The following is a 24013-nucleotide window of genomic DNA, read 5'->3' as shown; positions in this document are numbered from 1 at the left end:
ATAGTTAATTCTAAATCTATACTTGGTTATATAAGGATGCCTTTTGTATTATCATATATTTATGATAAGCATAAACAAGAACAAAAAATCTATCAAGAAAAAATAAAAAAAGATTCTTCTTTGATATTACCTCCACTAGAATCCTACCCTGATTACAAAGAAGCTTTAAAAGAAAAAGAATGTTTTACTTATAAACTAGGTCAAGCTCTCATACAAGCTAATAAAACTTGGTATGGGGGGGGGGTATATCAGGTTGTTGTTTGAAATTAGGAAGTTGAAAAGGGAATTTTATATAAAAAAGGATATAAGATGATATTCTTACATCGCCAAAATAATTTAGAATCGTTTATCGAAAATTATGGCATAGAAATTGACTTGAGATATAATGAAAAATTAGTATTAAACCATGATCTATTAGAAAAAAATTCTCTATATCCTTTTTTTAAAGAAAAAATTCAATTTATGAAAAATATCCCTATAATTTGTAATGTGAAAGAATCGGGACTAGAAGAAAAAATTATAGAATTGCTCAGTGGTGATTTTGAGTATTATTTTTTAGACTCTCAGATTCCAGATATTTTGAGATTATCAAAAAATGGATATCAAGGTAAATTTATCATTAGAATTTCAGATGTAGAATCTTATAATGAAAAACTTATGGATATTAGTAAGCCTAAATATGTATGGGTGGATTATTCACAATTTTCTAGTTTTAATATTAAAGATTATCAAGAATTTATTTATAATATCAAACCAAAATTAGGACAAGTTGAACCTATATTGGTTTCTCCTGAGTTATATGATCGATCATATGCAGAACTTATAAAACCTATTCAAAGTATTCTGCCAAAAGGATTTTCTGTGTGTACTAAAAAGCCTGAGTTATGGAGTATGTATGTTTAATTTTAAAAAAATAGCTGAAAAATATAAACTTATTATGGTTGATATTGATAATACTTTGTTTAATTATACATTTGCACATAAAAATGCTTTAGAAGTTGTAATGAAACTATATAGTTTTACGCTAGAAGATTATGATTTAGCAAAAAAGATGATTGCAAAAAGAGGATTATCTGCAAATCATCATAAAAAAGAATTGTATTTTAAAATTATTTGTGAAAATAAAAATATTCATTTTTCAAAAGCTAGTGAAATGTTTGAGTTGTACGTTTCTATTTTTACAAGAAATTTAAAAGTGGATAAAACAATGTTTGAATTTTTATGTTTTATTAAAAGTCTTAATAAAAAAGTAATAGCTATAACAAACTTTTATTTTATTGAGCAAATCCATAAGCTAAATTGTGCAAATTTGACAAATATGATTGATTATTTGGTATGCTCTGAAGAATTTGAGCTTGAAAAACCAAATAAAGCACTTGTTAATAGAGCTTTAGAGCTTTATGGGAAATTTATTGATGAAGAAGAAATTGTAATGATTGGAGATTCTATCGCCGATAATTTTCTAGGGGGGGGGTATAGGATAAATTATTATCCATATAATTGTTCAAAGTTACTGATCTCAATTTCTGGAAAAAGTGGAAGTGGAAAGACTACTTTGAGTAATGCTATTAATGAGATATATAAAAGTTTTATTATTAGTACAGATGGCTATCATAAATATGAAAGACACTCTAAGATTTGGGAGAGAGTGACACACTACAACCCAAAAGCAAATAATCTCATTCAGTTAGCTATGGATATAAAACATATTTATCAAGATATAGGAAATAAACTACATATACCAATATATGATCATAAAAATGGAGTGATTGTTAAATCTGATGAGATTGAGATTAAAGATTTAGACATTGTAATTATAGAGGGTTTGCATACTTTATATCAAGAAGTTATAGGAGATTTTGTAAAAATTAAAATATATATTGATTCAGATGAAGCAGATAGGCAGAAGATAGATAGAGATAGTAAAGAAAGAAATTATAGCCATTCAAAAATTATAGATACTATACAAAAACGAGAAGAAGATTATAAAAAATATCTTGAAAAACAAAAAGACAATGCAAATTTTTTGATTTTAGTTAGAGATGGTATTTTTAAAATATATTTAAAGGATATATTGTTAAATAATTACTTGCAAAAAGAATATACTGGTAGATATGAAGATTTGATTCAAACTGTAAAAAATATTTTCAGTTTGATTTTGCAAAATAGATGGGTAAAGAAAAATGATATACAATAAAGAAAAACTTGATGAGTGTATTAAAGATTACCAAGAATTGTGTAAAATTTTTGGTAATATCTTGGATGCACCATCAAAAGGTGGAAATATTTCTATAAAGAATGATGAATATTTTATAATTAAGGCTTCAGGCGAGGATTTAAAAAAAGAGCATAAAATCTCTGTTTTTAAAAATAATATCAATTCTTTTTCTTATTACAAAGATTATTCTGTAGATATTGTGAAGCCATCTATGGAAATCAAAATGCATATGGTGTTTAAAAATAAATATGTAGCACATTATCATCCTGTTTATATTTTACCTTATTTGTGTGCTAAGGAATATAAATTTGTAAATTACAAAACAATTGATTTTGCTTTACCTGGAAATGATTTATGTGAAGCATTAAGTAAAAGTTATTTTTATCAAGAAAAAGGTATGGTATTATTACGAAATCATGGTGTTGTTATTTATGCAGAACAAATTCAAGATGTAATAGAGTTGTATAATCAATTAAAAAGTGAATTTTTTGAGCAAAATGATTTTGTGTATACTCCAGATGATGCAGTTGATAAGACCAATGGGGAATTGTGGTTATTTAGAAATGCGATGGAAAATATTGCTTTAAAGAAACAAATTAGTTTAATCCCATTAAAAGTGGATGTAATTGATAAATTATTAAGTTTACCTGATGAGCAATATAGAAAAAAAATTATAGAAAGTGAGAGTTAGAATGAATATTATTATACCTGCAACTGGAATAGGCAAGAGATTTAAGGAAGCTGGATATAAAGATTTAAAACCTTTTATTAAAGTTGTAAAAGATAAAGTTATTTTAGATTATGTAGTTGAATGCTTTGATACTCAAAAAGATATTTTTTATTTTATTGTTCAAGAATGCGAAAAAAATAAATTTGAAGATTTCATTTTATCTAGAAAAATTAATGCAAAAATTATTGTTTATAAAGGGCAAAAACTAGGACCTGCTGGAAGCTTATATGGTGTGGTGTCACAGTTGCAAGATATACTTAATGAAGAAGTTATTATTAGTTATTGCGATTTTGGACAAGAATGGAATTATAGGGATTTTATACAATTTACACAAGAAAACCTAGATGTTCAAGCTATAATTCCTTGTTATACTGGTTATCATCCTCATTTATTACCTTTAGAAAATGTGTATGCGGTATGCAAGGTATATGATAATACTTATAAAGTATATGAAGTTATAGAAAAATATAATTCTAAGAATAAATTTGAAGAATATTATTCTTCTGGTATTTATTATTTCAGAACTTTAAAGCTAGCCATTGAAGCAATAAAAAAACAAATAGAGGCTAAGGATAAGGTTTTTGGAGAATATTATATATCTATGACCAATAATTATTTAGAAAATGTTTTATGTTATCCTTTTATAGAGAAGTTTTATCAATTTGGCACCCCGAAAGATTTTGAATATGCAAAAAAGAAATTAAATTCACAAGATGTTAATAACGAAAAGATAAAAATACAAAATACTATTATATTATCTGCTGGTAGAGGAGAGAGGTTTTTAAATCTTAATTTTAATCAGCCAAAACCATTTTTACCTCTTGGCAAAACATGTATTATAGACAATATAATTAACACTTTAAATGATGTTGAAACTAATATTATTTGTGTTGGTGCACAAGATCATAAAAAATATTGGGAAAGTATAAAGCAAGAAGTAAGGTTTGTGAAACCGAATAAAATTGGTGCGGCATATTCTTATAAAGAATCTTGTGGAAATTTATCAGGTGATGTTTTAATTCTCCCTTGTGATTTGATTGCCAAGCATATTACTAAGGAATTTATAAGATTGCAAAAAGAATATGAAGTTATCGTATTTGTTACACATGCTTCTAAATATAATGTCAATAATCCCCATTATTTTACTTGGGTAGATGGGGAAAATAATAAAATAGATAATATTTTTGTTAAAAATAGATCTAATGATGCAAATTTAGTAATGATAGGAAGTTTTTATTTTAAGGAAAATTCTTTGTTATTAGAATATATAAATAAAATATTCCAAGAAGATATAAAAACTAATGGTGAATTTTATATAGATAATGTATTTGAATTGTTGATTAAAACGCATAAAGTAGGTTATGTGATTGTTAGTAATTATTTTTCTTATGGAACTCCTGATGAGTATTTGGAAAATAAGTATTGGAGAATGTAGTTTTGAAAGTATTGAAATATTATTAGAGGAGAGTAAAAATGAAAAATATTTTGAGTGAACTAGTTGAAAAATGGAATTTTAATACCTTAGAGAAACAATTAAAAAAAGAAAGTTGTAGCAATCCATCGTATTATGTGAGTTTTTTATATAATATCGAAAATTAGCAAAAGCCTATAAAGTATTATGTCAATTTAATACACTTGGTGTAGATGCTAAGATTGAAAATAATTTATCTTTTTTAGATTTTGAAGGGTGTGTGAATATGAACAATCCATTTCAAAAAGTGGATTTTGATTTACTTTGCACAGTAATGCATTCTTTTAATAAATTCAAGAAAAATAAAATATTATCAGCAGAATGGATATGTAATAGTTTTAATGAGTATATTATTGATAGCGATAGAATTTTAAAAGCATACTATATTTCATCTGCATTGGATTACCTTTTTGTTAATAAAGATATATTAAGTGATTTTATATATATAAAAATAGAAAAAAGATAAAATTTCTAGATGAATTATATCGTTATAATTCAAATGGTAGTAAGAAATATTTAAAATTATTTATTAATGAATGTGGAAATATAAGAAATTTTGGAGATTTGTGTATGTAAAAACCAAAAATTGCTGTAGGATTTATTGGTATGTTAAGAGGGGATTGGGAGAATAATTTAGCTAATTTAATAAAAGATATTTCAAGTCAATATAATGCAGATTATTTTATAGCATCTTGGAATTCTATTTCTCATTTTCCTGGAATGAATACAGGTGTTGCTAATTGGACCCATAAGCTATTATCTTTGGAATTCAATAAAAAATTTCCAGCACCAAAAGAAGTCGCAGATAAGGTTTTATTTTATAAATATTTTCCAAAAGTATATAAAGAGTTATCTTATGCTTATGAAGAGCTAGGAATAGATAAACAAAAATTATGTAAAAAGATGTTTAGTATAAGTAGTAAAATAAAAAATATTTCATTAGAAAGTCAAGCTTATTTGTCTTTGCATTTGGTTGCAGGAGAGTATTCTTATTACTTATCAAATAAGGTATTTAGATTAATAGAAAATTATGAAACTATGGTAAAAATAAGATATGATTATATTTTCTTAATCAGGATCGATTCTCAGATTAATGATATGGGGTTAAAAAAATTCATTTAAAAGATCTTGATAATAATACTCTAATAGAATTACATAGCGTAGGTGGTTCGATGATTGTTGCGAAACGAGATATTGTCAAAGTCTATACTGCTATTTTAAAAAACTATAATTTATTGAATAGATATTGCACTATTGAAAACCCACATCAGGTTATACCTTATTATTTATTGATTAACGGAATTAAAAGGATTGAGGCGCCTTGTATTCGAATAAGTAATACTTATGTGTTAAAGGGTATTATATTTCCAAATATCATAAAATATTTAGAGCAAGATTTACATGCTTTAGGTAATGCTTTTTCAGAAGAAAAAAGAACACTGTAAGAAATTTTTTCCAACATCTATAGTTGTTATTCAAGTGATTGTTCATTGTTAACAGAAAAATATATTGTTCCTTATATTGGTAGCGCAGAGGATTATAAAAGAAAAAATAGAAGAAAAATTTTGCCTTTGAATATGTAAAGACCGAGTTGCCTTTTAGGGTTGGCAGTGCTGTAGTTAGTATTTATAAAACAAATAAATATAAATTGTTGTTTATTCCATATGTGGTTCAAGAGATTATTGATAAATATTTAGTCGATCTGGAAGATTATAACTTACAAGCAGAATATTGTTGTGACTTGAAATTATTACCCATTAAGCATTGTGATGATTATTTGGAATCGCAAAAATTAAAGAAAAGTTTTGTTTATAAAATAGGTGAAATTATTTTAGAAGCACAGAAATCTAGATTTAAATTAGGATATCTTGCGTTATTATTAAAACTAGTGAAAAATAGTATCAATAATATAGACAGGAGGTTGCATATATAATCCAAATAGCGCTATAGATAGAATAAAAAATTCACTTTCTTATAAATTCGGTTTTGCTATCTTAGAACATAAAAAACAACATAAAAAAAGTTTTTTTGGTATATAACCTTACTGTATAAATTATTTAAGATAAAACAACAACACTTTAAAGAACAAAAACTATATAAACAAACTATTAAAATATTTCCACAACTTGCATATCCTAAAGTAGAATCTTGCAAAGATTATAGTGAAAGTGTAAAATATAAATACCATTTTTCTTATATGCTAGGAAAAACTTTGGTTAAAGCCCATAAAACGTCGTATAAAGAAGGATATTTTGTGCTATATAAAAATATACAAAATATTAAAAAACAATATAATCTATTAAAAGAATTAAACTTAAATAATATTGATATTTCTTTAAAAAAAAGAATTATTAATTGTTAATTTTGATGCCATAAAAGATGTGCTAGAAATTTATAAGGATTATAAGCCTATATTGGAAAATATATTTCAAAACTTCGATTATATCTTAAAACATTTAGAATTAACAAAAGAATGGCTATTATCAGATGATTTTTATCAAAAATATAAAAAAGAAAATCATCCTTATCCTTCACTACTTGATCCCAAAAAACTAAATGATGAAAATGAAAAAATTAATTATAAAAATATTCCAGCTGAACTTGCTTGGGAGATGAATTTGCCTTTGCCAAGAAATTATCGTTTTATTTTTATTACTGGTGGGTCTTGTGGACATATGGCGATGTTTTTATATTTTAAATTATTAAAAATAAATAGAAATTGGACAAGTGAAACTGAAAAAGAAAAATATAAAATAGCATATAATGTATTTATCGCCTCAAAAGAATATAATATTTTTTCATGTCAATGGGATAAAATAACTTAAAAATTATTTTATCTAGTAGATTTTAATGTTTCCTTGGTTGTTTTGCTAAGAGATCCTATTGAGAGATTGAAAAGTCTAACAAATCATATTGTAAAACATATTACGAAAATTGACTTAACATTGAATCCTAATGAAGCTTTGGTAAATAAATATTATAAAATGAAAGATTATCCAAGTTTGGAAAAAGTTGATACTATTGTTGATTATCCAAATTATTTTGATATATTTTCAAAAATTACTTATTTTAAAAATATAACTGAAGTATTTATTTTAGATACTAAAGATATAGTCGGAAATAGGTGTTATACTACTTTTTGCAATTTATCTAAGAAGTTAAATTTCCAATATCCTAGTGAGAATTTAAAAGAAATTTTTATTACTCCTTTTGTTTCAAAAGTAATGGATATGTTGCCACTAACTTTGGTATTATATCCAACTAATCAATATGATAATAAAAAAGACATTTTCACTCATCCAATAGAAATCATAATAACCTTTAGGAAAATGATGTTATATTGCAATCAAGAAAAATTGATTGATATGAAAAAAGATTTTTTTTCTAAAAGCAATTGGGATATTCAAGATGAAATTTTATTTTTAATCGATAAAAATGATAAAAATAGATTATTAAGCGATTCTTGTCTTTTTTTGCAGACTCAACAATATTTGAGAAAATTTATGATTGTATTTGAGAATAAAATAAAAGAAGAGAAGAAGAAATTATTCAGTGAAAATGATATTTTAAATTATTTAAGAGATAATAAGCAAGCAAGAATAAAATTAAAGAATGTATTAAAACATGAAATAAATTTTACTAAAAAGACTAATCAAAAAATAGTAGCTTCTTGGAAATACTGTCAAGAATTTGAAAAAATGTGCAAGGAGTTGGATGGTGATATCTATGAAAAAGACTTGTAAATTAATAAAAAAAAGTTATAATTAATATTATGTAATTTAGAGAAAGGAAGTAATTATGAAACAAGGGGATTTTACAAAAGTTGCAAAACATTATCACAATAGACCTGCTTATAGTCCATTTTTACTTGAAAAACTTGTAGCTTGTATCAATGATAAAAATAAAAATTTAAAAGATTTAAATATTGTTGAAGTAGGAGCTGGAACTGGAAAACTTACTAAGATGTTGGGAGAAATGTTTGGATGCCAAATTAGTGCTGTGGAACCAAACGATAATATGCGTGAAGAAGGGCAAAAATTTACACAAAATTTATCAAATATTTCTTGGCATAAAGGGAGTGGCGAAGAAACCTGCATGAGCAATAATCAAGCTGATTGGGTCATCATGGCTAGTTCTTTCCATTGGACAGATCCTAAAAAATCTCTCCCAGAATTTAATCGTATATTGACAGGGGGGGGGTATTTTACTGCGATTTGGAATCCTCGCCACATTGTAGAGGGTTCGGTTTTTGATGAAATTGAAAAGGAGATTAAACATATTGTTCCAGATCTTGCTCGTGTAAGCAGTGGCACTCAAAATGTTAAAAAATGGGAAGAAATTCTTGTTTCAACAGGAGATTTCATAGACTGCTTTTTTATGGAGTGTGACTATAAAGAGTTTTGGGATAAAGAGCGTTATCTTGGAGCTTGGCATTCTGTAAATGATATACAAGCACAAGCAGGTGAAAAAAGATGGAAGGAAATTTTAGAGATGATAGAAGCTAAAATTTCTCATATGCAAAGTATAGAGATTCCTTATAAAATAAGAGCATGGACAGCTAGAAAAGCATAAAATACCTCCTTTTTTTCATCAAGCTTGTCAAAGATGAAAAAAGGAAATAAAATGCAAAAACTAGTAGAACAAGTGTGGGATTATACCAAGCATGCTAAATTTTATAGCTATAGACCAAATTATGCTCCAAAAACTATAGATATGCTTATTAGCTTAGTTGGAAAAAAAGATATTAAAGTCGCTGATATCGGTGCAGGAACTGGAAATTTAAGCATTATGCTTTTAGAAAGAGGATGTAAGGTAGTATCTGTAGAACCAAATGATGCGATGCGTGAGATCGGGATAGAAAGAACCAAGGATCAAAAGATTGACTGGGTTAGAGCAACAGGCTTAAACTCAACACTCCAAAATAGTGAATTTGATTGGGTGACTTTTGGTAGTAGTTTTAATGTAATGGATAGAAATGAAGCCTTAGAGGAAGCACATCGCTTATTAAAATCAGAGGGATATTTTTCTTGTATGTGGAATCACAGGGATTTAAACGATCCTGTGCAAAAAATAGCTGAAGATACTATTGTAGAATTTGTACCAAATTATACAAGGGGAACAAGAAGAGAAGATCAAAGACCAATTATAGAGAGTCGAAAGGATCTTTTTGATAATATTGTTTATATTGAAGAGGATTTTTATTTTCATCAAAGCATTGAAAATTATATTAATGCATGGAAGAGTGTTAAAAATCCTTACTGGGATTTGGAGACTGATGAAGGAAATGAACTTTTTAATAAAATTAGTAATAAAATTTCACAAAGACTTCCTAAGGAATTTAGCATAAAATATACCACTCGTTGTTGGAGTGCTAAAAAAATATAAAACTAAGGAAAAACATGGCGGAGTTAAAATTTAAAACCAAAGCACAAAATTTAAAAAATTTACAAACAAAATTAAAAAAAGCAAAAGTTCTACCTTTGGTTTTAACTTCGCTTGAAGAATTAATATCAAATGAAGATAAAGTTTTACAGGACATTCAAACCTTAAAGGCTAATAGACTCATTATAAGAAGTTCTTCTTTAAGTGAAGATAGCATGAAAAACTCCAATGCAGGTGCTTTTCTTTCTTTGGCAAATATTAAAGCTGATTCTAAAGATGAGTTATTAAAAGCTTTATATGAAGTTGCCAATTCTATGCCATCAAAAAGTGATGAAATTTTAGTTCAACCTATGCTTGAAAACATTACTCTTTGTGGAGTTGGTTTTAGCGTTGATAAAGATAATTTTTCCCCTTATTTTTGTCTTCAATATGATGAAAATGGTTCAAATAGCTCTATTACAGATGGAAGCAGTAAGAGTGCAAAAACTTACTATCATTACAGAAATTATTTAGAATTTAAAGATATTAGACTTCAAAAAATTATAGAACTTATAAAAGAATTAGAAGTTTTATATGATTGTCATTTTTTAGATGTTGAATTTGCATTTGCTATTCAAGATGATAAGGAAGAACTTTTTTGCTTACAAGTGCGTCCTTTGGTTATGCATGAAAAAAATAATTTATTTCATTCTTTACCAAAAGAAGCTTTATATAGATTTTATAAACGTTTTGAGTCTTTAAAAGAATCAAGATCTAGAGTTTTGGGAGATAAAGCCATTTTTGGGGTAATGCCTGATTGGAATCCAGCTGAAATCATAGGGTTAAGACCTAAGCGTTTAGCTTTTAGTTTATATAAAGAAATCATTACGGATAATATCTGGGCGTATCAAAGAGATAATTATGGTTATAGAGATCTAAGATCCCATCCTTTAATCCATTCTTTTTTAGGCATTCCTTATGTGGATGTAAGATTATCTTTTAATTCTTTTATACCAAAAAAATTAGATGAAAATATCGCACAAAAACTTGTCAATTTTTACTTAGATAAGCTTAATAAAAATCATGAATTGCACGATAAGATTGAATTTAATATTGTTTATTCTTGTTATGACTTTAATAGTTCTAAAAAATTAGAAGAACTTTTAAATCATGGTTTTAATGAAAATGAAATCAAAAGATTAGAATTTTCATTATTAGAACTTACAAATAAGATTATTAATCCTAGATCAGGGCTTTATTTAAAAGATATACAAAAAGCTTATAAGCTAAAAGAAAGATATGATGGTATTATTAATTCTAATTTTTCTTTAATTGATAAAATTTATTGGCTTATTGAAGAATGCAAGCGTTATGGAACCTTGCCTTTTGCGGGAGTGGCTAGGGCTGCATTTGTAGCAATGCAACTTTTAAATTCTTTAGTTGAGATTGATTTTATAACTAAAGAGGAAAAAGATGATTTTTTAAATTCACTCAATACAGTGAGTAAAAATTTAAGCAAACAAACAAACCATCTTAATTTTCACAACAAAGATCAATTTTTGAAAGATTTTGGACATTTAAGAGCAGGAACTTATAATATTTTATCTCCAAGATATGATGAAGATTTTGAGCTTTATTTTGATGTGGATCAAAAAGATAGTAAAGTTTATTTACAAGATAAAGCCTTTGTTTTTTCAGAAGAAAAGACAAAAGCTTTAAATGCCTTACTTAGAGAACATGGACTAGAGATTAATGCTTGTGAATTTTTTGATTTTTTAAAGCAGGCTATCGAGGGTAGAGAGCTCGTTAAATTTGAATTCACTAGATTGCTTTCTAAGGCTATAGTTTATATAGAAGAATTAGGCAAATATTATGGTATTGAAAAAGAAGATTTGGCTCATCTTGATATAAAAAGCATTTTAAATCTTTATTCTAGTCTTTATTCTATAAATCCAAAAGAGCAGTTTGTAGAAGAAATTAATCGCAATAAAAAAGAATATGAACTTACACAAGCTATAAAACCTCCTTCTTTACTTTGCAATGCCGATGAAATTTTTTCTTTTTATAATCATAGTATTATTCCAAATTTCATTACACAAAAGAACATCACTGCATTTACGGCGAAGGAAAATGATAAAGATTTAGAAGGAAAGATTGTTTTAATTTATGCAGCAGATCCTGGATATGATTATTTATTTACAAAAAATATAGCAGGACTTATTACATGTTATGGGGGTGCTAATTCACATATGGCCATTCGTGCCTCAGAACTTGGAATGCCTGCTGTTATAGGAGTTGGAGAAGAAAATTTTGAAAAATATTTAAAAGCTAAAAAAATAAATATAGAATGTGAAAGTGAGCAAATATTTTGTTTATAGGTATTACTCAAAGGCTTATTTGCAACGAAAGTTATCATGAAGAAAGAGAATGTTTGGCTTTGGATTGGGGAAAATTATTTAATAAAGATTTATTTAAAAATTTTACTCCTCTTCCTCTTAGCTATGAAATAGATTTTTCTCATTATAAACATCTAATAAAAGCTGTGATATTAAGCGGTGGCAATGATTTAAGTTTTTATAGTCCTAATGTTTTATCTAAAAAGAGGGATTTATATGAAAAGCAAGTTATAGAAATTTGTTTAAAAGAAAAAATACCACTTTTAGGAATTTGCAGAGGGGCTCAGATGATAGCTCATTATTTTAACAGCCATATGAGTCCTTGTGAAAATCATATAGGCAAACATGAAGTATTTTTCTCAAAAGAAAAATTTATAAGCAATTCTTTTCATAATTTTGCTATTGAAAAATTAGGCGAAGATCTTGTAGAACTTTGCTTAGCAGAAGATAATACCATAGAAGCTTTTAAGCATAAGTATGAAAATATTTTTGGTATAATGTGGCATATTGAAAGAGAAAATGGGCTTAATAATATTCAAATTTTAAGAGAGTGGTTTAGTTTAATCAAGGAATAATATGAATGCAATTATCTTAGCAGCAGGTTTTGGATCAAGGCTGATGCCTTTAACAAAAGATCAACCAAAGTGTATGGTTGAGTATAAGAATAAAAAAATCATAGATTATGAAATCGAAGCTTTAAAATCAGCAGGTATAAATGAAATAGCTGTTGTGGGTGGATATTTAAACGAAGTGCTAAAAAATTATCTTAATAAATATGATATCGAGCATTTTTTTATTAATTCAAAATATGATAAAACCAATATGGTTCATACTTTTTTTTGCGCTAAAGATTTTATGTTAAAATGCATCGAAGAAAAACAAGATTTGATTATTTCTTATGCGGATATTGTTTATTTTCAAGATTGCGTGCAAAAGCTTATAAATGCCAAAGAAGAACTTGCTATAGTAGTTGATAAGTCTTGGTGTAAGCTTTGGAGCAAACGCTTTGCAAATCCTTTAGAAGATGCTGAAACATTAAAGATGACAAATGGTTATATTATAGAACTTGGAAAAAAAGCTAATGCCTATGATGAGATAGAAGCTCAATATATAGGACTTTTTAAATTTTCTTATCAATTTCTTTCCGAAGTTATTGCTTTTTATGAAATGCTTGATCGAGATATTTTATATGATAATAAAAATTTTGAAAATATGTACATGACAAGTTTTTTGCAAGCTTTAATTGAAAAATACAACAACGCAAAAGCAGTGGAAATTGATGGCAATTGGTGTGAAATTGATTTTATGAGTGATTTAGAGGTGCAAATTGATAAATAGTCCTTATATTATTTGGCTTACTGGTTTAGCTGGAAGTGGAAAAACAACTATAGGTCAAGCTTTGTATGAAAAATTAAAACTAAAATATAAAAACCTTATTTATCTCGATGGAGATGAGTTAAGAGAAATATTAGGACATTATGCATACGATAGACAAGGTCGCATAGATATGGCTTTGAAAAGAGCTAAATTTGCAAAATTTTTAAACGATCAAGGTATGATGGTTATTGTCACTACGATTTCAATGTTTAATGAGATTTATGATTACAATAGAAAGCAATTAAAAAATTATTATGAAATTTATATAGAATGCGATATGCATGAATTAATACAAAGAGATCAAAAAGGGCTTTATACTAAGGCTTTAAATAAAGAAATTGATAATGTAGTTGGTGTTGATATAGAATTTGATAAACCAGAGGCTGATTTAGTGATCAATAATTCTTGTCGAAATAATTTAGAAGAAAAAGTTGAACTTATAATAAAGAAATTAGCATTGTGAAGTATTACTCAATATCAAAAAAACTTATTGCTAATGTTAGAAATTTTTACACCATTTCTTTGTATAAGAAAAATTTAAAAATCAAAAAAGATGATCTTTTCTTTGGTTGGGGACGCAAAAAATCAGGTTTAAAAGCTATGAATTTAGCTAAAAAATATAAGGCTAAATTCATACTTTTAGAAGATGGATTTATCCGCTCATTAAACTTAGGGGTTGAAAATAGCCCAAGTTTTTCTATGGTTAAAGATGATATAGGCATTTATTATGATGCAACAGCACCTTCAAAGCTTGAAAATCTTTTAAATACTTATGAATTTAAAGATGAAGAAATCAAGCAAGCTAAAAAAGCTATAGAGCTTATCAAAAAATATAAAATTAGCAAGTATAATAACAATCTTGATATTCCAGATGATTATTTTCAAAAAGATGAAAAAAGGGTTTTAATCATCACCCAAACGGCCAATGATGCCTCACTTGAATTTGGGCTTGCTAAAGGTTTTAAAACCGTCGATATGATAAAAGATGCCATAAAAGAAAATCCTAAATCTAAAATTTATATAAAAATCCATCCTGATGTTTTAAGCGGTAAAAAACAAAGTGATTTAGATATAAATTCCTTACCTAAAGAATGTATTTTAATTACTGAAAATTTTAATCCCATAGCCTTGCTTGAGTTTTTTGATAAGGTTTATACCAAAACTTCTGGTATGGGTTTTGAAGCTTTGATGCAAGGATGTGAGTGTGTTTGTTATGGTATGCCTTTTTATGCAGGTTGGGGTCTAACAAAAGATAAATTAGAGTGTAAAAGAAGGATGCAAAAAAGAAGTTTAGAAGAAGTTTTCTATGCTGCTTATATACTTTATAGCGAGTATTTTAATCCTTATTTAAATCAAGAAAGTAATATTTTTGATACTATTCAAACTTTAGCAAAATATAAAGATATAGAAAAGATAAATTCTAACAGGCTTTTTATGCTAGGCTTTACCTTATGGAAAAGGCATTTTATCAAGCCTTTTTTTAACGCTAAAGATAATGAAATTATTTTTTTAAATTCTTTAAAATCTTTAGCTGGATATAAACTTAAAGAAAATGATAAATTTTTCATTTGGGGTAAAAGGATAGATTATAATACTCTTAAAAGCACTCTTGTAAAAAAAGCACAAGATGAGGATTTGTCAAATTTTACTCCTAAAATTTCTTTAACGGAAGATGGGTTTATTCGCTCAATTTCTTTAGGTTCTGATCTTACGCGTCCTTTTTCTTTAATCATTGATGATAAAGGACTTTACATAGATCCAAATAAAGCAAGCAAATTAGAAGAGCATTTGCAAAATGAAATTTTTGATGAAAATATGCTAAATAGGGCAAAAAATATTATAAAAATCTTACTTGAGAACCGCTTTTCAAAATATAATGGCTTAAAGCATGAAAATTTAAAGATCAATGCCAAAATAGGACAAAAGATTATTTTAATCCCTGCTCAAGTTGAAGACGATGCTTCGATGATTTTAGGGGGTTTTGGTTTATCTACTCTTGATTTGCTTAAGGAGGTGCGTTCTAAAAATCAAGATGCTTATATCATCTTTAAGCCTCATCCTGATGTGTTAAGTGGCAACCGTGTGGGTTTAAAAGATGAAACACTCATTTTGGAATTTTGTGATGAGATTGTAAAAGATTGCAGTATCGATAGTGCTATAAAAATTGCTGATGAAATTCACACTATTACTTCTACAAGTGGTTTTGATGCTCTTTTAAGAGCTAAAAAAGTTTTTACTTATGGCATGCCTTTTTATGCAGGCTGGGGTTTAACAAAAGATAAACATAAATGCAAAAGAAGAACAAGAAAACTAAGTCTAGAAGAGCTTGTGGCAGGTGCTTTGATCATATATCCAAGATATATAAATCCTAAAACAAAAACTTTATGTGAAATTGAAGTTTGTTTAGATATAATGCTAAATTTACAAAAAGCTTATTTTTCAAAAAAACATATAAAATTGGCAATAGATTTTAAAACTTTTATGCTTAGAAAAATAAGAAGATTTTATGAATTTTTAGCAAAGAAATGAGATTTAGCACTAAAATTAAAAAAGAATTTAGCGGTAAAAATGTTTTACTCTTGCAAGGGCCTGTGGGAAATTTTTTTCATCATCTTGCAATAAGAATGGAAAAAAAACAAACCAAAGTTTTTAAACTCAATTTTAACGGTGGAGATTTTTTTTTCTATCCTAGTGGAACGAGGTGTAAGTGCGATGAAAAAGATCTTGAAAATTTCTATAGAGATTTTTTTCAAAGCAAAAAAATCGATGCTATTTTAATGTATAATGATTGTCGTATTATCCATGCTAAGGCTATTAAAGTGGCTAAAGAATTAGGAATTGAAATATGGATTTTTGAAGAAGGATATTTAAGGCCTTATTGTATTACTTTGGAAAAAGATGGGGTGAATGCAAATTCTTCTTTACCGCGTGATAAAAATTTTTATCTTTCTCAAAATATTTTTACCAAAGAAAGCATAAAAGAAATTCCAGGTGGATTTAAATTTATGGCTTTTGATGCTTTTTTGTATTGGTTGTTTGCTTTTATTTTGGCTCCATTTTTTAACAACAAACTTCATCATCGTACTTTATATCCTTTTGAATTTTTATTTTGGTTTAGATCATTGTATAGAAAGTATCTTTATAAGATTACAGAAAAAAAACTAAATGAAAAGATTTATAATTTAGAAAAAAAGTACTTTTTGGCGATTTTACAAGTTTATAGCGATACGCAAATTAAATATCATTACAAAAAAAGCATAGAGCACTTTATAGAGGAAACCATACTTTCTTTTGCAAATCATGCAAGAGCTAAATCTTATCTAGTTTTTAAACACCATCCCATGGATAGGGGTTATAAGAATTATTCTAAACTCATAAACGATTTAAGTCAAAAATATCATGTAGAGGGAAGGGTTTTATATGTTCATGATACCCACTTGCCAGTTCTTTTAAGAAAGGCTTTAGGTTGTATTACTATAAATTCAACAGTAGGCCTTAGTGCTATTTTAGAAGGCTGTCCGACTAAGGTTTGTGGCAATGCTTTTTATGATTTTGAAGGCTTATCTTATCCAAAAAAACTTCAATTTTTTTGGCGTGAAGCTCATGCTTATAAACCCAATCCTGTTTTGGTGTGTAATTTTAAGAAATATCTTTTACAAACTAACCAATTCAACGGCAATTTTTATAAAAATTTCTTTTTAGACAAATAAGACTAAAAAGCTTTGATTAAGAGAGCTTTTAAAGCAAAGTTGTTATAATTAAAAGTAAAAAGAAATTATTGTATGGATAGGGAAGTATTTTATATAGCAGGATATGATCCTAAAAGTTATAGATTTTATTATGATTTATTTAAAAAAAACCTAAAAGATTATTCTCATGCTTTTAGCATTAAAGTTGATTTAAGTAAAATTGAAAAAAATGAGCAATTTCCTTTTTTTCAAATTTCGTGCGAAGGAGTACAAACTAAATATCATTTTTTAACATGGAATGATATTGTTAAGAAAAATTGGTCGGAAAATTACAAAGATGCCTTAGCGGATTGTTATAGTTTTTTTAGAATTTATACTATCACAGGACTTTTTATCAAATTTGGTAAAGAGTCGATTTATCAACTTATCACAGGTTATTATCCTTTTTTTTATGTGTTATTTTCTTTACTATTTTCTTTGGTTTTAGCTTTTGGAAGTTTTGCTTTTTTGCAAAATTATATGCATTTTTCTTTAGCTATCATCATAGGATGTTTTTTAGGATTTTTACTAAATCATTTTTTATTTAAATTAGGTAAGAAATTAGCTGTATTTTGGATAGCAAGAATTTGTGCTTTTTGTGCTACTTGGCAAGATAAAAAAATAGGTACTATGCAAGAAAGAATCAAGCTTTTTGCAAATACTATAGTAGATAAGCTAAAACAAAACGAAAGCAAACAAGATTATGAGCTTATTTTAGTAGCACATAGCGTTGGAACTATAGTTTGTATAGAAGTTTTGGAGTGTATTTTAAGACAAAATTTAGATTTATCTTTACTTCGTAAATTAAAAATTCTGACTTTAGGAGAATGCATACCTTTAGTGAGTTATCAAAAAAAAGCAGATGAATTTAGAAAGAAGCTTGAATTTGTTTCAAGGTTTGATTTAAAATGGTATGATTACACATCGATTATTGATGGAGCATGTTTTCCTCAAGTGGATTTTTTTCGCACGAGTGGTGTAAATGCTAAATTTACACCCCCATTTTTAAGTGCTAAATTTCACACTTTATATGAAAAACATGAGTATAAAAAAATAAAAAGAGATAAAAACAAAGCGCACTTTTTATATCTTTATAGTATTAGTGTTAAAGGTGATTATGATTTTTTTTCTTTCATCATAATGCCTAAATTTTTAGAAGAAAAGGTAAAAATATGAGTGAATGTCCCTTTTTTCCAAAACCTTATAAAAATAAGGCTTCTACACTTTTAACTTTTTTGTTAAAGCGTAGATCTTGGCTTGATGGGCTTTATGAGCGTAGTTATAAAATGCAAACAGGCTATGTGAAGATGCCAAATTTTGATCTTTATGTTATAAATGACACTAAAGAAGTTAAAAGAATGATGGTTGATGAGGTTAGAGAATTTCCTAAAAGTGCATTTTTGCATGAGCTTTTAAGTCCGCTTTTAGGGGAGAGCATTTTTACTACAAATGGTGAAGTTTGGAAAAAGCAAAGAGAGCTTTTGCGTCCAAGTTTTGAAATGACTCGTATCAATAAAGTGTTTAATCTTATGAGTGAAGCTGTGGCAGATATGATGGATCGTTTTAGCAAGTATCCAAATCATGCTATTATCGAAGTAGATGAGGCTATGACTTTTATTACCGCTGATGTGATTTTTCGCACCATTATGTCTTCAAAACTCGATGAGGAAAAAGGTAAAAAAATCTTAAATGCCTTTGTGACTTTTCAAGAGCAAAGTGTGCATACAGCCATGCGTCGTATGTTTCGTTTTCCAAAATGGCTTTCTTATGTATTAGGAGATCGTAAGCGTGCTAAGGCTGGAGATGTGATCAGACAGGTTTTAAGTGACATCATAAAGCCAAGATATGATATGGCGGATAATGCAGAATTTGAAGATATTTTAGGATCTTTGCTTTTAGTAGTGGATGCGGATACGAATAAGCGTTTTTCTTTTGAGGAAATTTTAGATCAAGTGGCTATGCTTTTTTTAGCAGGACATGAAACCACAGCAAGTTCTTTGACATGGACGCTTTATTTGCTTAGTCTTTATCCTAAGGAGCAAGAAAAAGCTTATGAGGAGATTACTCAGGTTTTACAGGGTGGAGCCATTGAAATTTCGCATCTAAGACAGTTTAAATACTTAACAAATATTTTTAAAGAATCTTTAAGACTTTATCCTCCTGTTGGTTTTTTTGCAAGAGAGGCAAAAAAAGATACCCAAGTTAGAGATAAGCTTATTAAAAAAGGTTCTGGGGTGGTGATTGCTCCTTGGCTGATACACAGACATGAAGAATTTTGGACAAATCCGCATGGATTTAATCCTTCTCGTTTTGAAGGAGAGTACAAAAAAGATGCTTATTTGCCTTTTGGGGTAGGGGAAAGAATTTGTATAGGACAAGGTTTTGCTATGCAAGAAGCGATTTTGATTTTGGCTAATATTTTAAAAACTTACAAACTAGAACTTGAAGAAGGTTTTGTACCTGATGTAGTAGGGCGTTTAACAGTGCGTTCGGCTAATGGTATGAGGATAAAATTTAGCAAAAGAAAGCTATGAAAAGAGTTAGAACTAAAATTCGCGCCAATTTTCGTCGTCGTGTAAAACGCACCTTAAAAGGAAGCTTAAAAGAAAAATTAGCAGGGACTATTCTGCTTTGTGCAATAGTACCTTTAGCAGTTTTAGGATATCTTTTTATCGTGATTATAGGAATTTTTTTTAATACCGCACGAGCAAGACAGGGTGTTAGAGCCTTAGATCATTTTGTAAATGCAAGCTTGTTTAATGGCTATGCTTGGGAGAGCGTTTCTTCTCATGCGTGGCGTGAAAGAAATCGCAAAAAATGGGCAAGGATTGTTATAAAAATCACAGATTTTTTTCAAAAAGATCATTGTAAAAGAGCAAACAAAAGAGAACAACCTGTGGTGGATTTCATACTTTCAAGAAATTTAGACAAGCAAACTATAGGAAAATAATCAAACTATAGCCACTATGGCTATAGCAAAACCATTATCATGAGAAATACTTAGGGAAGTTTGAGTGATATTAAAATCTTTTGTAATTTTTTGAGAATATTTTAATTTAGGCGCGTTTTTTTCATCTTTTGATATTTCAATATCAAAAAAACTGCATAATTCACAAATTCCAACACCCAAAGCCTTGCTAGCGGCTTCTTTAGCAGCCCAAAGACCTGCTAGAGTTGCTGGATTTTTAATGAGTATTTGTTCTTTTGGGCTTAGAAATTTATCCAAAAAATTTTTGCCATGTCTAGAATGAATTTTTTCTATTCTAGAAATGGCGATGATATCACAGCCTACACGCATTAAGAAACTACAAAATCCGTAAAATAAACATTTTTAATAAAGCCATCGGTTAAAATTTCATTGATTTTTCCAACCAGCTCATCTTTTAAACGTTCTTTGCCTTTTTGCGTGCTTACTTCTTCAAAAGTTTTAGCTGTTAATGTACGAATAATAATATCACGAATCACCGGGACTTTTTTATCAAGTTCAGGTTTTAAAAGTTCGCTATTTTGTTCTAGTTCTATAGTGCATTTTACATATCTTGAGCCGCTATCGCTAAGTAAATTTAGGGTAAAAGGATCAAGTGGATACATAGGACCTATATTAGCAAAATCACTACCTCGCTGAGTAGGAGCTGAAACTTTAGGTTTATCGGCTTTTGCTTCTTCTTTTGGAGCTTCTTTGACTTCACTTTCATCACTTGAACTGCTTGAAATAAGCCAAGCAATCACTCCCATAATACTAAGAAGTAAAACAAAAAGTAAAATAACAATAATAATTACAAGTGAACCGCCTTTTTTCTTTTTCGTTTCTTCGTTTTCTAATTCTTCATCCATAAATTTTCCTTCATTTAGTGAAATTAATGTAAAATTGTAGCAAAAATTTCTTTTCTATCCAAATTTGCTTTAGAAAAACGATAAATTTAGGTTAAAGAAGAGATGAATTTGAAGGAAAATAATGTTAGATGTGATTTTTAGAGAATATGATATAAGAGGACTTTATGGCAAAGAACTGAATGAAAAAAGTGTTAAGGCTATAGGTTTTTGCTTAGGACAAACCATGCTAAATAAAGGCTGTAAAAATGTAAGTGTGGGCTATGATGCAAGATATAGTGCAAATGAACTTTTTAATTATCTAGTGAGTGGACTTAACAAAGCGGGAATAAAAATCTATGATATAGGGCTTGTGCCAACTCCATTGGGATATTTTAGTCTTTATGAGGGCTTGAAATTTGATGCAAATGTTATGATAACAGGATCTCATAACCCAAAAGATTATAATGGTTTTAAAATCACTATCAATAAAGAAAGTTTTTTTGGCGTGGAATTAAAAGAGTTTTCAAAAGAAGTTTATAAGCATTTAGATGATGATATTGAAGAAAATTTAGAAGTAGAAAAATACGATATTTTAAGCCTTTATGTGAAATTTATGTGCGAGCAATTTAGTTTTTTAAAGGATTTTAATTATAAATTTGGTGTTGATTGCACAAATGGTGCGGCTGGAGTGGTGATAGAGCCTTTAATCAAAGCTTTAAATTTAAAAGCTCATGTAATGTTTGCAGAGCCTGATGGACAGTTTTCAAACCATGCCCCAGATCCTACAGAAGAAGAAAATTTAAGTGCGATTAGAGAATTTTTAAATCAAAATCAAGATTATTCTTTGGCTTTTGCTTTTGATGGGGATGCTGATAGAATGGTTGCTTTAAGTAAAACTCATGTATTTTGTGGGGATGAGCTTTGTTATTTGTTTGCTAAAAATATCCCTAATCCACGCATTTTAGGCGAGGTAAAATGTTCTAAAAATCTTTTTGATGAAGTGGCTAAATTTGGAACTATTTTTATGGGAAAAACAGGACATTCTAATATCAAAAAAATGATGAAAGAAAAAGATATTGATTTAGCTGCTGAAGTGAGTGGGCATATTTTCTTTAAACATAGATATTTTGGTTATGATGATGGAATTTATGCATTTTTAAGAGCCTTGGAGCTTGTTTATAAAGGTTTTGATCTAGAAAGTATGATTAAAGCTTTACCAAAACTTTATACTACACCTGAAATTAAAATTCCTGTAAATGAAGAAGAAAAATTCAAACTTGTGGAAGAATTTCAAAAAGAGATTGAAAAAGGAGCTTTAAAAGGTGTTAAAAGTCTTTGTGAAATTGATGGAGCTAGGATAGATTTTGGCGATGGATGGGCTTTACTTCGTGCATCTAATACCAGCCCTTATCTTATCACACGCTTTGAGGCAACATCTTTAGAAAGAGCAAAAGAGCTTGAAAGTATGGTATTTACTTTGTTTAATGATATAAAAGCTAGATTTAAGAATTGATGAGATAATATTCCGCGATTTAATTTATTTTAAAAAGGAATTAAAAATGAAAAAAATACTTATTCTACTTACACTATGTGCTTTTGCTTTTGGTGCAAGTGAATGTGATAGAAAAATCGATCGTATCAATAAAGAAATCAGTTTTTCTAAAGCGCATAATGATACAGCTAGAACTTTAAGCTTAGAGCTTGCTTTAAAACAAGTACAAAATGATTGTGCTAAAGATCCTATGTTTTATGATAAAAAGTTAGAAGCTAAAAAACTTAAAGAACAAGAAGTGGAAAAAATCGAAAAAGAACTTGATGCCTTGAAAGAACAAAAAGATTATATGAGTAAGGCTGAGTATAAAGCTAAAAAAGAAGCTTTAAAAGAACAAAAAGAGAAAATTAAAAAAGAAATTAAAGAATATATTGATAATCTCTAAAAATTAAAAGGCTAATTAAATTTAGCTTTTTTAAACCCTACCTTTTTTAAGATTTTCTAATAATTCTTCTATATTATAAATTCCTCTGTGTTCTGGTGTTAAAAGATGGATTAAAATATCACCAAGATCAATCACGCTCCATTCTTCACTACTATCTATGTTTAAAAATTCCTCACCTTTGGCTTTAAGTTGTGTTTTAAGCTCATCGATCAAGGATAGAGCGTGTCTTTCTCCTAAAGTGGCTGCAATAATGACATATTTTACAAAGTATTCTTGCTTGCTCATGTCAATGGTTTTGATATCTTCAGCTTTTTTTTCATCTAAAATTTTAACGATTAAATCTATTCTTTCTTGCATTATTGTCCTTTAATTTTTGAAATTGTATCAATTTTTTTGTAATTTTTCATAATATTTTTTTACTTCATCTTTAATTTCTTCGCAGACTTCATTTGTATTTAAAGTGTTGCGTATGAAAGAAGAAGCGATTTTTTTATCGGTTTTTAAATCTTTGAAATTCTTAGGAATTTCTATATCGTTGCGATTAGCAATAACAAATTCTACTAAAGAATTGAGTTTTTTAAAATCATGCCAAAGATGAAGTTTTTCTAAATGATCAGCACCAATTAAAAGGTAAAATGCACTAGGATTATAAAGCTTATAAAGATACTTAACGCTTTCTATACTAGGAACAGGGCGTTTTTGCTTGGTTTCAAAATCACAAATTTCAACTTTTGGCAAATGTCCCCAAAGTTTTTTAACCCATAAAAATCTTTGCTTTTCATCAGCACTAAAGCTTTGTTTAAAAGGATTGATATAAGTAGGCATAATAATAAGCTTATCAATATCTAATATTTCCAAAGCCTCTAAAACAACACTATTGTGTCCATTATGTGGTGGATCAAAACTGCCACCAAAAAGTGCTATCTTCATTAAAATTTTAACCTTTTTTTTGTAGAATATTAACATTATATTTTGCAAAAGG

At 28.0% G+C, this 24013-nt stretch carries 27 protein-coding genes and 1 pseudogene; 24 read left to right on the top strand and 4 right to left on the bottom strand.

Annotated features, from left to right (window positions below):
• The 22 genes and pseudogenes from FBF10_RS02320 to FBF10_RS02235 all read left to right on the top strand — a co-directional run.
• A pseudogene (locus FBF10_RS02320) lies at nt 1–264 on the top strand (sugar transferase); the annotation flags it as partial.
• Nucleotides 265–309: 45 nt separating this feature from the next.
• Nucleotides 310–903 carry a hypothetical protein gene (locus tag FBF10_RS02315; protein WP_002888007.1) on the top strand — a complete coding sequence of 198 codons (594 nt, stop codon included), beginning with the start codon at nt 310–312 and terminating at the stop codon, nt 901–903.
• Nucleotides 896–2197 (top strand): HAD-IA family hydrolase, encoded by a 1302-nt coding sequence (locus tag FBF10_RS02310; protein WP_002888006.1) that lies wholly within the window; start codon nt 896–898, stop codon nt 2195–2197. Before FBF10_RS02315 ends, FBF10_RS02310 begins: the two co-directional genes overlap by 8 nt.
• A complete protein-coding gene (locus tag FBF10_RS02305; protein ID WP_002888005.1) occupies nt 2184–2909 on the top strand; it encodes a class II aldolase/adducin family protein in 726 nt (241 codons plus the stop codon). The genes FBF10_RS02310 and FBF10_RS02305 overlap by 14 nt, the downstream gene beginning before the upstream one ends.
• A 1-nt stretch (nt 2910) precedes the next feature.
• A complete protein-coding gene (locus tag FBF10_RS02300) occupies nt 2911–4383 on the top strand; it encodes a sugar phosphate nucleotidyltransferase (protein WP_002888004.1) in 1473 nt (490 codons plus the stop codon).
• 262 nt (nt 4384–4645) lie between these two features.
• Nucleotides 4646–4885 carry a hypothetical protein gene (locus FBF10_RS08550; RefSeq protein WP_002888000.1) on the top strand — a complete coding sequence of 80 codons (240 nt, stop codon included), beginning with the start codon at nt 4646–4648 and terminating at the stop codon, nt 4883–4885.
• Nucleotides 4886–5025: 140 nt separating this feature from the next.
• Nucleotides 5026–5541, top strand: a complete 516-nt coding sequence (locus FBF10_RS08545; protein WP_172775747.1) for a hypothetical protein — start codon at nt 5026–5028, stop codon at nt 5539–5541.
• Between the two features lie 50 nt (nt 5542–5591).
• Nucleotides 5592–5864, top strand: coding sequence for a hypothetical protein (locus tag FBF10_RS08540; protein WP_002887996.1), 273 nt, complete (start codon nt 5592–5594; stop codon nt 5862–5864).
• Nucleotides 5865–6010: 146 nt separating this feature from the next.
• Nucleotides 6011–6352, top strand: coding sequence for a hypothetical protein (locus tag FBF10_RS08535; RefSeq protein ID WP_002887994.1), 342 nt, complete (start codon nt 6011–6013; stop codon nt 6350–6352).
• A 481-nt stretch (nt 6353–6833) separates the two neighbouring features.
• Nucleotides 6834–7244, top strand: a complete 411-nt coding sequence (locus FBF10_RS08530) for a hypothetical protein (RefSeq protein ID WP_171907717.1) — start codon at nt 6834–6836, stop codon at nt 7242–7244.
• Nucleotides 7245–7421: 177 nt separating this feature from the next.
• A complete protein-coding gene (locus tag FBF10_RS08525) occupies nt 7422–8162 on the top strand; it encodes a DUF2972 domain-containing protein (RefSeq protein WP_172669030.1) in 741 nt (246 codons plus the stop codon).
• A 55-nt stretch (nt 8163–8217) separates the two neighbouring features.
• Nucleotides 8218–8991 (top strand): class I SAM-dependent methyltransferase, encoded by a 774-nt coding sequence (locus tag FBF10_RS02285; protein ID WP_002857879.1) that lies wholly within the window; start codon nt 8218–8220, stop codon nt 8989–8991.
• A 51-nt stretch (nt 8992–9042) separates the two neighbouring features.
• On the top strand, nt 9043–9804 hold the full coding sequence (locus tag FBF10_RS02280) for a class I SAM-dependent methyltransferase (RefSeq protein ID WP_002857976.1): 762 nt from the start codon (nt 9043–9045) through the stop codon (nt 9802–9804).
• 14 nt (nt 9805–9818) lie between these two features.
• Nucleotides 9819–12158, top strand: coding sequence for a PEP-utilizing enzyme (locus FBF10_RS02275; RefSeq protein ID WP_002887986.1), 2340 nt, complete (start codon nt 9819–9821; stop codon nt 12156–12158).
• On the top strand, nt 12149–12751 hold the full coding sequence (locus FBF10_RS02270) for a gamma-glutamyl-CDP-amidate hydrolase (protein WP_002887983.1): 603 nt from the start codon (nt 12149–12151) through the stop codon (nt 12749–12751). The genes FBF10_RS02275 and FBF10_RS02270 overlap by 10 nt, the downstream gene beginning before the upstream one ends.
• A gap of 1 nt (nt 12752) precedes the next feature.
• Complete coding sequence (locus FBF10_RS02265) at nt 12753–13514, top strand: CTP:phosphoglutamine cytidylyltransferase (RefSeq protein ID WP_002887980.1); 762 nt, start codon at nt 12753–12755, stop codon at nt 13512–13514.
• Nucleotides 13504–14016 carry a cytidine diphosphoramidate kinase gene (locus FBF10_RS02260; RefSeq protein ID WP_002818256.1) on the top strand — a complete coding sequence of 171 codons (513 nt, stop codon included), beginning with the start codon at nt 13504–13506 and terminating at the stop codon, nt 14014–14016. The genes FBF10_RS02265 and FBF10_RS02260 overlap by 11 nt, the downstream gene beginning before the upstream one ends.
• A complete protein-coding gene (locus tag FBF10_RS02255; RefSeq protein WP_052804084.1) occupies nt 14013–16082 on the top strand; it encodes a capsular polysaccharide biosynthesis protein in 2070 nt (689 codons plus the stop codon). Before FBF10_RS02260 ends, FBF10_RS02255 begins: the two co-directional genes overlap by 4 nt.
• The gene (gene kpsS, locus FBF10_RS02250; protein ID WP_002887977.1) at nt 16079–17263 is read left to right on the top strand and encodes a capsule polysaccharide modification protein KpsS; all 1185 of its coding nucleotides are present in this window, start codon (nt 16079–16081) and stop codon (nt 17261–17263) included. Before FBF10_RS02255 ends, kpsS begins: the two co-directional genes overlap by 4 nt.
• A 72-nt stretch (nt 17264–17335) precedes the next feature.
• Nucleotides 17336–18457: a hypothetical protein gene (locus FBF10_RS02245; protein ID WP_002887975.1), complete on the top strand. Its 1122-nt coding sequence runs from the start codon at nt 17336–17338 to the stop codon at nt 18455–18457.
• Nucleotides 18454–19815, top strand: coding sequence for a cytochrome P450 (locus FBF10_RS02240; RefSeq protein WP_002887974.1), 1362 nt, complete (start codon nt 18454–18456; stop codon nt 19813–19815). The genes FBF10_RS02245 and FBF10_RS02240 overlap by 4 nt, the downstream gene beginning before the upstream one ends.
• Entirely contained in the window at nt 19812–20231 is a 420-nt protein-coding gene (locus FBF10_RS02235; protein WP_002780440.1) for a hypothetical protein, read from the top strand. Before FBF10_RS02240 ends, FBF10_RS02235 begins: the two co-directional genes overlap by 4 nt.
• On the opposite strand, the gene acpS is transcribed toward FBF10_RS02235, so the two are convergent.
• Complete coding sequence (acpS, locus tag FBF10_RS02230) at nt 20232–20579, bottom strand: holo-ACP synthase (protein ID WP_002825806.1); 348 nt, start codon at nt 20577–20579, stop codon at nt 20232–20234. It lies immediately after the preceding gene.
• A complete protein-coding gene (gene fliL / locus FBF10_RS02225; protein ID WP_002855429.1) occupies nt 20579–21115 on the bottom strand; it encodes a flagellar basal body-associated protein FliL in 537 nt (178 codons plus the stop codon). The genes acpS and fliL overlap by 1 nt, the downstream gene beginning before the upstream one ends.
• 121 nt (nt 21116–21236) lie before the next feature.
• Between fliL and pgmL the strand changes: the two genes are divergently transcribed.
• Entirely contained in the window at nt 21237–22607 is a 1371-nt protein-coding gene (gene pgmL, locus FBF10_RS02220; RefSeq protein WP_002887971.1) for a phosphoglucosamine mutase PgmL, read from the top strand.
• A gap of 46 nt (nt 22608–22653) precedes the next feature.
• Nucleotides 22654–23031, top strand: a complete 378-nt coding sequence (locus tag FBF10_RS02215; protein WP_002860386.1) for a DUF1090 family protein — start codon at nt 22654–22656, stop codon at nt 23029–23031.
• A gap of 30 nt (nt 23032–23061) precedes the next feature.
• On the opposite strand, the gene rsfS is transcribed toward FBF10_RS02215, so the two are convergent.
• Both rsfS and nadD read right to left on the bottom strand, forming a co-directional pair.
• Nucleotides 23062–23388 carry a ribosome silencing factor gene (rsfS, locus tag FBF10_RS02210; protein ID WP_002887968.1) on the bottom strand — a complete coding sequence of 109 codons (327 nt, stop codon included), beginning with the start codon at nt 23386–23388 and terminating at the stop codon, nt 23062–23064.
• Nucleotides 23389–23415: 27 nt separating this feature from the next.
• A complete protein-coding gene (gene nadD, locus FBF10_RS02205) occupies nt 23416–23961 on the bottom strand; it encodes a nicotinate (nicotinamide) nucleotide adenylyltransferase (RefSeq protein ID WP_002887966.1) in 546 nt (181 codons plus the stop codon).
• Nucleotides 23962–24013 lie beyond the last annotated feature (52 nt).

This window comes from Campylobacter sp. CFSAN093249 (assembly GCF_011067895.1).
Classification (GTDB): Bacteria; Campylobacterota; Campylobacteria; order Campylobacterales; family Campylobacteraceae; genus Campylobacter_D; species Campylobacter_D jejuni.
The sequence above is the reverse complement of the archived record's forward strand: the minus strand, read 5'-3'. Positions and strand labels throughout refer to the sequence as shown.